The organism is Polaromonas sp., assembly GCF_039932935.1.
Lineage (GTDB): Bacteria > Pseudomonadota > Gammaproteobacteria > Burkholderiales > Burkholderiaceae_C > Polaromonas.
Genome location: NZ_JBDTPB010000132.1, coordinates 1 through 9,293, shown reverse-complemented (window position 1 = coordinate 9,293; position 9,293 = coordinate 1). Strand labels below are relative to the sequence as shown.

Annotated in this window: 8 protein-coding genes and 1 pseudogene; 6 read left to right on the top strand and 3 right to left on the bottom strand. The window is 61.3% G+C overall.

Going from position 1 to position 9,293, the window contains the following annotated elements:
- The 4 genes from ABI546_RS19970 to ABI546_RS19955 all read left to right on the top strand — a co-directional run.
- Positions 1 to 266 (top strand): carboxyl transferase domain-containing protein (locus tag ABI546_RS19970; protein ID WP_348049486.1); only part of this gene is annotated, 266 nt, incomplete at its 5' end.
- 1 nt (position 267) lies between these two features.
- Positions 268 to 1,083, top strand: coding sequence for a YdcF family protein (locus tag ABI546_RS19965; RefSeq protein ID WP_348049484.1), 816 nt, complete (start codon positions 268 to 270; stop codon positions 1,081 to 1,083).
- Positions 1,084 to 1,120: 37 nt separating this feature from the next.
- Positions 1,121 to 3,169, top strand: coding sequence for an acetyl/propionyl/methylcrotonyl-CoA carboxylase subunit alpha (locus ABI546_RS19960; RefSeq protein ID WP_348049482.1), 2,049 nt, complete (start codon positions 1,121 to 1,123; stop codon positions 3,167 to 3,169).
- A gap of 165 nt (positions 3,170 to 3,334) precedes the next feature.
- On the top strand, positions 3,335 to 3,805 hold the full coding sequence (locus ABI546_RS19955; protein ID WP_348049480.1) for a VOC family protein: 471 nt from the start codon (positions 3,335 to 3,337) through the stop codon (positions 3,803 to 3,805).
- A 9-nt stretch (positions 3,806 to 3,814) separates the two neighbouring features.
- Here the strand turns inward: ABI546_RS19955 and rsxB are convergent, their stop codons facing one another.
- Entirely contained in the window at positions 3,815 to 4,516 is a 702-nt protein-coding gene (gene rsxB, locus ABI546_RS19950) for an electron transport complex subunit RsxB (RefSeq protein ID WP_348049478.1), read from the bottom strand.
- A gap of 53 nt (positions 4,517 to 4,569) precedes the next feature.
- The gene (phaZ, locus tag ABI546_RS19945; protein WP_348049476.1) at positions 4,570 to 5,994 is read right to left on the bottom strand and encodes a polyhydroxyalkanoate depolymerase; all 1,425 of its coding nucleotides are present in this window, start codon (positions 5,992 to 5,994) and stop codon (positions 4,570 to 4,572) included.
- A 278-nt stretch (positions 5,995 to 6,272) separates the two neighbouring features.
- On the opposite strand from phaZ, the gene ygiD reads away from it, so the two are divergent.
- Together ygiD and ABI546_RS19935 are read left to right on the top strand one after the other, a co-directional pair.
- Entirely contained in the window at positions 6,273 to 7,127 is an 855-nt protein-coding gene (gene ygiD, locus ABI546_RS19940) for a 4,5-DOPA dioxygenase extradiol (RefSeq protein WP_348049474.1), read from the top strand.
- A gap of 93 nt (positions 7,128 to 7,220) precedes the next feature.
- Entirely contained in the window at positions 7,221 to 8,492 is a 1,272-nt protein-coding gene (locus tag ABI546_RS19935) for an O-antigen ligase family protein (RefSeq protein ID WP_348049472.1), read from the top strand.
- 132 nt (positions 8,493 to 8,624) lie between these two features.
- Here ABI546_RS19935 and ABI546_RS19930 read toward each other — a convergent pair.
- Positions 8,625 to 9,201: pseudogene (locus tag ABI546_RS19930) on the bottom strand (nucleotidyltransferase family protein).
- Between the last annotated feature and the right edge of the window lie 92 nt (positions 9,202 to 9,293).

The window sequence follows — 9,293 nt, the reverse complement described above, 5'->3', positions numbered from 1 at the left end:
CCAACGCCGAGATCGCCGTGATGGGCGCCAAGGGCGCGGTGGAAATCATCTTCCGCGAGGACAAAGGCGACCCGGCGAAGCTGGCCGCCAAAGAGGCCGAATACAAGGCCCGCTTTGCCAATCCCTTTGTGGCCGGTGCGCGCGGCTTTATCGACGACGTGATCCTGCCGCACGAAACCCGCAGGCGCATTTGCCGTTCGCTGGTGATGCTGCGGGACAAGAAGATTGAGAACCCGTGGCGCAAGCACGGGAACATCCCGCTCTGACATGCAGGCCATGACCGCATCGTTGATTCCCCCGCGCGAAAAGTGGGGCGCGCTGCGCTGGCTGGCACTGGTGCTGGGCACTGCGCTGGTGCTCGACAGTGTCTGGCTGGCCACCGTCAAGGTCACGCATTTCGGCGTGATCGTGCCTGCGTGCATTGGCCTGGCCATGGCAGCGCTGGCACTGGTTTGGCCCCGGTGGCAGGTGTGGGTGCAAGCGCGCCGCTGGCGAATCTGGGGTTGGCACTTGGCGCTTGCTGGATTCGCAGTGTGGCTTTTGTCTCTCCTCGCATTTTTTGCTTTCATGCAGGCTCAGAAGCCGGTGGCCGGCGCCGGCTTTGAACCCGCAGCCATCATCGTGCTGGGCTCCAGCACGCCGAATGCTAAACCTTCACCCACCCTGGCCCAAAGGCTTGACCTCGCTGGACAACTGGCCATCCAACATTCCAGGGCGGCAGTGGTCGTCAGCGGCGGAGCGGACTTTCGCCAGGACATCCCTGAAGCCCGCGTGATGGCCGACTACCTGACCGCGCACGGCCTGGATGGCAGCCGCATCGCGCTGGAAGACCGCAGCACCAGCACGTACGAAAACCTTTTGTTCTCCGCACGGTTGCTGGAAGGCCGGGGCATAGGGCGCGACTCGCCCATGCTTCTGGTCACCAGTGACTTTCATACCGCACGCGCCGGCTGGATTGCAGCCAGAGCCGGGTGGAGCAACGTCCAGGCCGCCGGCGCGCCGACACCGCTCTACATGCGCTACAACGCCTGGACGCGTGAATACTTTGCGTGTCTCTCAGGCTGGCTGCTGGGTGAATACTGAACGCATTGCCGATAGAGACAAATCACGGAAAACCACCATGTTCACAAAAATACTGATAGCCAACCGCGGCGAGATCGCCTGTCGTGTCATCCTGACTGCCCGCAAGATGGGCATCCAAACTGTCGCCGTGTATTCAGATGCCGACAAGGATGCGCGCCACGTAGAGCTGGCAGACGAAGCTGTGCACATCGGCCCGGCGCCCAGCCGTGACAGCTACCTTCAAGCCGACAAGATCATTGCAGCCTGCAAGCAGACCGGCGCCCAGGCGGTGCACCCGGGCTACGGCTTTCTGAGCGAGAACGCGGGCTTTGCCAAGCGGGTGGAAGAAGAAGGCATCGTCTTCATCGGCCCCAAGCACTATTCGATTGCCGCCATGGGCGACAAGATTGAGTCCAAGAAGCTGGCCGGTGCGGCGGGAGTCAACTGCATTCCCGGTGTGAATGACGCGATTGAAACGGCGGAAAAAGCGGTGGAGATTGCCAAGGGCATTGGGTACCCCGTGATGATCAAGGCCAGTGCGGGCGGCGGTGGTAAGGGCCTGCGCGTGGCCTTTAACGACAAGGAGGCCTTCGAGGGCTTCACCTCCTGCCGCAACGAGGCGCGCAACAGTTTTGGTGACGACCGCGTTTTCATCGAAAAATTTGTGGAGGAACCTCGCCACATCGAAATCCAGTTGCTCGGCGACAGCCACGGCAATGTGATTTATCTCAATGAACGTGAATGCTCGATCCAGCGGCGCCACCAGAAGGTGATCGAAGAAGCGCCATCACCCTTCATCAGCGACGCCACGCGCAAGGCCATGGGCGAGCAGGCGGTGGCGCTGGCCAAGGCGGTGAAATACCAGAGCGCCGGCACGGTCGAATTTGTCGTCGGCAAGGACCAGAGTTTTTACTTCCTCGAGATGAACACCCGCTTGCAGGTAGAACACCCGGTGACGGAATGCATCACCGGCCTGGACCTGGTGGAGCTGATGATTCGCGTGGCGGCCGGCGAGAAACTCCCGATCGCGCAAAAAGATGTGCAGCGCAACGGCTGGGCGATTGAATGCCGCATCAATGCCGAAGACCCGTTCCGCAGCTTTTTGCCTTCCACAGGCCGGCTGGTGCGTTTTCAGCCGCCCAAGGAGACGATGTTTGCGGCCGACACTTCGCAGCTGTATGGCGTGCGTGTGGACACCGGCGTGCAGGATGGTGGCGAGATACCGATGTTCTATGACTCGATGATCGCCAAGCTCATCGTGCACGGCAAAGACCGGCTGGACGCCATCACCAAAATGCGCGAGGCGCTCAACGGTTTTGTCATTCGCGGTATCTCCAGCAACATTCCTTTCCAGGCGGCTTTGCTGGCGCACCCCAAATTTGTGGCCGGCGACTTCAACACCGGCTTCATCGCCGAAAACTACAGCAAGGGTTTTCATGCCGAAGACGTGCCGCACGACGATCCGGCTTTCCTGGTGGCCCTGGCGGCTTATGTCAACCGCCGTCAGCTGGGCCGCGCAGCCGGCATCAGCGGCCAGATGCCCGGCCATGGCGTCACGGTGGGCGAGCAATTTGTGGTGGTCGGGCTGGGCGCTGCGGGGCAGAACACGCAGCACCCGGTGACGGTGCGCGACTACGTAGCAAAAACGGGCTCCAGCGCAATAGACACGGGCGCAAGCAGCTATGAAATTTGTAGCAACTGGCATCTGGGTGGTGCGCGTATCCGTGGCACGGTAAACGGCCAGCCGTTTGCCGCGCAGGTTGAGCGCGGCGTGGGACGCAATCCGCTGGCCTTTCGCATCGCGCATAACGGGACCCGGCTGGACGCATTGGTGCTGTCGCCACGAGCGGCTGCACTGCACGCCCTGATGCCCTACAAGGCGCCGCCGGACATGAGCCGTTTTGTGCTGTCGCCCATGCCCGGTTTGCTGGTAGATGTGGCCGTGCAGGTGGGCCAGAAAGTGCAGGCCGGCGAGCGCGTGGCAGTGATTGAGGCCATGAAGATGGAAAACGTGCTGTTTGCGGTGGCCGACGGTGTGGTCGGCAAGGTGCTTGCGGCCAAGGGCGAATCGCTCAGCGTCGATCAGCCGATCGTGGAGTTTCAGTGAATGCGGCCCCCCCGGTCGCTCGTTTCGCATAGCTTCCTGCCCTCCCGGGGGTACCCTGCGCCTGTGGCCGGCAACGCCGGTTCCGCGGCTCCTGCCTGTAGAAGACCTTCTGCGCTTGTCACCCCGGGTCGACGGTGGCAGTGATTGTTCATTGAGGAAAATAAAATGACACGTCCTTTCAAGGTGCTGGGCATCCAGCAGATCGCCATTGGCGCAACCAGCAAAGACCGGCTGCGAACGCTGTGGGTCGACATGCTGGGCCTGGAAGTCACCGGTAATTTCGTGAGCGAACGCGAAAACGTAGATGAAGACATCTGCGCGATTGGCTGCGGCCCTTTCAAGGTTGAAGTCGACTTGATGCAGCCGCTGGACGTGGAGAAAAAACCGGCGGTGCACACCACACCGCTCAACCATGTGGGCCTGTGGATTGACGACTTGCCCAAAGCCGTGGAATGGTTGACGGCCAAGGGCGTACGTTTTGCGCCCGGCGGCATCCGCAAGGGGGCCGCCGGGTTTGACATCTGTTTTCTGCACCCCAAGTCAAACGACGAATTTCCCGTGTCGGGCGAGGGTGTGCTGATCGAGATGGTGCAGGCTCCGCCCGAAGTGATCAAGGCATTCGCCGCGCTGGGCTGAGTCGCCGGTTCAGCTCTTTCCGCTGCCGCCTTGTTCGCGCTGCGCCCGGGCACGAGCCAGCGCGGCTTCAATGACCGCGCGTTTTCGGTCCGCTACGGCAGGGTCGTCTTTCGAGCGAGCAGGTGCGGGCGAAGCTGCTCCTGACAGGGCCGCATCGGCGTTGGCGCTTTTCACAGGATACTTTCCCGCGGCGCTTGCGATTTTTTGCTCTCTCGCGCGGCGCGACTCGTAGCGCGCCTTCGCGATACCGGCATCTTCTGCCGACCAGGCCGCCCAGCCGGTCCTGTCGCCGGTGACGTTTTCCAGGCTGATGCAATCGACCGGGCAAACGGGGATGCATAGCTCGCAGCCCGTACACCAGGGCTCGATCACGGTGTGCATCGTTTTGTTGCTGCCCATGATGGCGTCAGTTGGGCAGGCCTTGATACACAGCGTGCAGCCGATGCACCACACTTCATCGATGATCGCGACAGCGCGCGGGCCTTCCACGCCGTTGGCGGGATTCAGGGGGCGGATGGGGCGGCCGGTGATGTCTGCAAGGCGCCGTACGCCCTCCGCGCCTCCCGGCGGGCACTGGTTGATGTCGGCCTCGGCTGAGGCCATGGCGTGGGCATACGCTGCGCAGTCCGGGTAGCCGCAGCGGGTGCACTGTGTTTGGGGCAGGGCGGCGTTGATGCGCTCAGCAAGGGGGCTGTTAACGGGTTGGTTCACTGGCCTATTGTCGTATCAGCCGTGGCCCGGCAGCCCGTGTCTTGCCGGACTTTTCAGGCTTTCTTGCTGCGCGTCGTCTTTTTCACGGCCGGCTTGCGCGTTGGCGTTGCTGCTGGTTTTACGGAGGTTTTTGCAGCAGGTTTCACTGTCGCTGGGTTCGCAGATTTTGCTATTGTTTTAGTAGCTGCTGGCGCACGCTTGGATTGGGCTGGAGCCCGATTGTTCTCAAGAATAAAGGCCTTGACCTGCGGGTAGGCAATGTCGCGCCAGCGGCGGCCGCTAAAAATTCCGTAGTGGCCCGCGCCCTTGACTTCCAGGTGCTTTTGCAGCGCCTTGGGAATGTTTTTGCAAAGACCATGTGCGGCCTCGGTCTGGCCGGAGCCGGAGATATCGTCCAGTTCGCCCTCGATGGTGAAGTGGGCGGTAGTCTTGATGTCTTCGGGTCGCACACGTTCGAGTTCGCCGTCCAAGTTCTTGACATCCCAGGTGCCGTTGACCAGCTTGAACTCCTGGAACACCGTCTTGATGGTGTCGAGGTAGTAGTCGGCATCCATGTCGAGCACCGCGTTGTATTCGTCGTAGAACTTGCGGTGCGCCTCGGCACTGGCGTCGTCGCCTGCAATCAGGTGCTTGAAGTAGTCATAGTGGCTGGTGGCGTGGCGGTCGGGGTTCATGGCCACGAAGCCCGTGTGCTGCAGAAAGCCGGGGTACACGCGCCGGCCCGCGCCCGGGAAGTTGCTGGGCACGCGGTAGATCACATTGTTCTCGAACCACTCGTAGCTCTTGTTCATGGCCAGGTTGTTGACAGCCGTGGGCGACAGGCGCGCGTCAATGGGGCCGCCCATCATCACCATGGACAGCGGGGTGGTTTCGCCGCGCGACGCCATCAGCGAGACCGCTGCCAGCACCGGCACCGTGGGCTGGCACACGCTGATGACGTGGCAATTGCCGTAGGTGGCCTGCAGGTGGCGGATGAATTCCTGCACATAGTTGACATAGTCGTCGAGGTGGAAAGAGCCGTCGGACAGCGGCACGGTGCGTGCGTTCTTCCAGTCCGTGATGTAGACCTTGTGGTCCTTGAGCATGGTCTTGACCGTGTCGCGCAGCAAGGTGGCGTAGTGGCCGGACAGGGGCGCGACGATCAGCACGGCGGGCTGGCCCTTGAGGCGGGACAAAACGTGGGTGTCGTCAGAAAAGCGCTTGAACCGGCGCAGTTCGCAAAATGGCTTGTCGATTTCCACGCGTTCGTGGATGGCGATTTCGGTGCCGTCTACTTCCAGGGTCTTGATGTCGAAGCTGGGCTTTTCGTAGTCTTTGCCGAGGCGATAGATCAGGCTGTAACCGGCTGCCACGCGTTGGGCAAATGGGTTCTGGCCCAACGGCGACAACGGGTTGCCGTACAGCTTGGCGGCGGCCTGCGCAAAATCGACAAAGGGCTCCATCAAGGTGCGCTGGGTTTCGTAGACTTGGTACAGCATGGGGGTAACCTTGGTTATGAATGATTTTCGGTTAAATCACAGTATGTTGCAGTGCAATATAACAGGCGTGTGCCAAGCCGTTTTGAGGATAAGCACCAATAACGCGGCGAAAAAGAGGGGATATCGGGCCGTATTCACGGTTTTACCGCCGAAGTGCCGAAAAAATACTCGCCGATTGGCGGCGATACACCCTGTCGCCCGCGGAAATGCGCCAAGGCTTACCATTTCGGCCTAGCCGGTAAATGCCGGCCTGGTATTACGCCCTACAGGACAAGAACATGCTTTCCCCCCTTGACGTTGCCGCGCTTGACCGCTTGCCCTCGTTGAAAAAATCCGACCGCATGCCGGTGCTCTTTGTGGGCCACGGCAGTCCCATGAATGCGATCGGCGACAACGAATACCGGCGCAGCTGGCAAGCGATGGGGGCCGAATTTGGCTCCAAACGGCCGAAGCCGCAGCTGATTCTTTGCATCTCCGCCCACTGGCTTACCGAGGGCTGGTGGTTGACCGCCATGGCCCAGCCTAAAACCATCCACGACTTCGGCGGGTTTCCGCAGGAGTTGTTTGACCAGCAATACCCTGCGCCTGGCGACACCGCTGCCGCCCAGGCCATCAGTCAGCTGGTGCGGCAACGGGCGTCGACGCCCCTTGGGCTGGACGAAAGCGAGTGGGGGCTCGACCATGGCGCCTGGTCGGTTCTGAAGCCCATGTTTCCCGATGCCGACATTCCGGTGATTCAGCTCAGCATGGACTACAGCCGCGCCCCCGATGAGCACTATGCGCTGGCCCGGCAGCTCAAGGCGCTGCGCGAGCGCGGCGTCCTGATCGTGGCCAGCGGCAATATCGTGCACAACCTGCGTCAGATGCAGCGCGGCGCATCCGGCAACCAGGCCTACGACTGGGCGCTGGAGTTTGACCAGACGACGGGTGGTTATCTGCAGCAAGGCAACCTGGATGCATTGCAAAACTTCATGAAGCTGGGACAGGTGGCCAAAATGGCCCACCCCACCCACGAACACTACCTGCCGCTGTTGTACGCAGCGGGCGCGGCCGACGCGAAGGAGCCGATGCGGTTTTTCAACACCAGCTTTCAGGCCGGGTCGATTTCAATGCGGTCGGTCGTGTGGGGGTGAACCGCTAGCTGGCGGCGTGGGCGGTAAACCACAGAAGCGCCTGCTTTTCGCAGGTTCCTCATGATAATGGGAGCAAATAGGTTAATTAATTCCATGCCCGTGTCAGCCTCTTCCGTCCCGACTGTTTTGGTCTCCGTCGTTCTTGCCGCCATGATTCCGGCGATGTTTTTGCCTTGGGGCTATCCAGCGGCCTGGCTGTTGCTGGGAACTGTAGCGGCGCTCTGGGCAGCCAAATTCAGGGCCGAACCTTTTGCTGATGCGGCCGGCGCCCGGCGCGCCATCTTTGCAACAGCGATCTGCTTTGCTATCTATCTTTCCCTGTTTGCGCTGAACATGATTTGTCACGGCGCGGCGTTGCGCGAATTCGACAAGCCCGTGCGTTATGCCGTTGGTGTCGCGCTGCTGTTGGCGTTGGGTCATGCTGGTCTCAACGCCGGGGTTGTGCGTGCTGCGATCCTGCTGGCTGCGCTGGTGGCGTTGGCTTATGCGCTGTTTGATCGTGTGGCCAATGATGCGATGCGTGTCGGCGGTTTCATGAACCCAATTCAATTTGGCGTACTGTCCGCGCAGGTGGCGATGTTCAACGCGGTGATCGCCGCGCAGAACTGCTGCGGTGAGCGTGGGCGCCTGCGGTGGCATGTTGTCGGTGCGGTCGCAGCGCTTACCGCTTGCGTGCTCTCGGGCTCGCTGACCGCGCTGATGTCGCTTGTCGCCTTGCCGCTAGCTCTATCGCTGTCGCGTCGCTGCCTGCCGAGTCTACGCTTGATATTGCTGGCCACCTTGGTGATTTGCGCGACGGCTGCCGTCATGATTCAGATGCGCGCGCATATCGTCGAGCGTAGTAGTCAGGCAATCGATGAGGTGTCGCTATACGACTCGTCGCATGCGGCCCACGGACGCGCCAGCAGCAACGGCTCACGAATCGAAAATTTCAAGAATGCTTGGGACATCTTTAGGTCGTCGCCGTGGTTAGGTGTCGGCAACCAAGGCTATCGCGAAATTCGTGAGGCGCAGGTTAGCCGGGGCGAGCTAAGTCCTTATGCTGGCAGTTTCGGAGTTGCCCACAACGAATATCTCGATGCCATGGCCAAACGCGGCCTGCTTGGATTGGCCGGCTTGCTGGTTCTGCTATTCGGTCCGTTTTGCGTGTTTTATCGGTTCGGTGGAGTCGGCCGTGCCGACGACAATCCGTGGCCGACGCTCGGCATGATTGTTTGCCTCGGTCTGGCGCTCGCTTCGTTGACGCAGAACGTGATCACGCACAGTTCAGGCGCGAACTGGCTGAGCCTGAACATAGCGCTTTTCCTCGGCCTCGCGCTGCGGCAGTACCGGTCGGACACCGTCGCCCCACCTCAGCGTGCGTAGCACCAGACAGTGCGGGGCAGCACCGTACAAAGCGTCTGCAGGAGGCATTGGCGGCCCAACTCAAGGTAGGCGCGCCGACAGGACTGTGGTGTCCGGCAGGGCATGAGGTGGCCGCGAAGCGGCAACAGCCGCTTAGGCGCCGCTTTCGACCAATGTGAGCCAAGGCCAGCGAGCCTGGTAGCTCGCTGCCTTGGCTCGAAACAATTCCCGGTGATCGCAGGCCGGGTTCGGATGGAGTCGGCCTGCATAGAGGTCGTCGAGCCGTTGCGATGCGTAGAGCCGGTGCTCGGCATCGATGCCGACACAAGTACAGGCGACCAGGAAGCGGTCGATGCCGTCGCGAGACGACTGCAACTGTGGGTAAGGCAGGCCAAAATACCCGGGATACCAGAGATGGACGCGTGCCTGGTTGCAGACCTCAATCTCGACAGGTCAGATCGGTGAACAGCGCCGTAGCACGACGCTGAACGGCCTGTTCTGCGGCTGCCGAAAGGTTGGTCGCGTCGAAATAGAAAACGTCGTAATCCTTGATGCCGTACGCTGGCGGCCGGTCCGAACGCAAATTCCAGACAGTCTGGAACAGACAGCCGGCGACCAGCCAGGCATCCGGCAAGTCGAGAGATGGCAGGCGCTCGAGAATCGCTCGGCTGAAGCGATTCTCAAGCGCCTCAGCGACAAAGCGCTCGGACGCCACCTGTACAGGGGTCAAACCACCTTGGCAATGGCCGCGCAGACGTAGTCGATGTTCTTGCTGTTGAGCGCGGCCACGCACATGCGGCCGGTGTCGGTGCCGTAGACGCC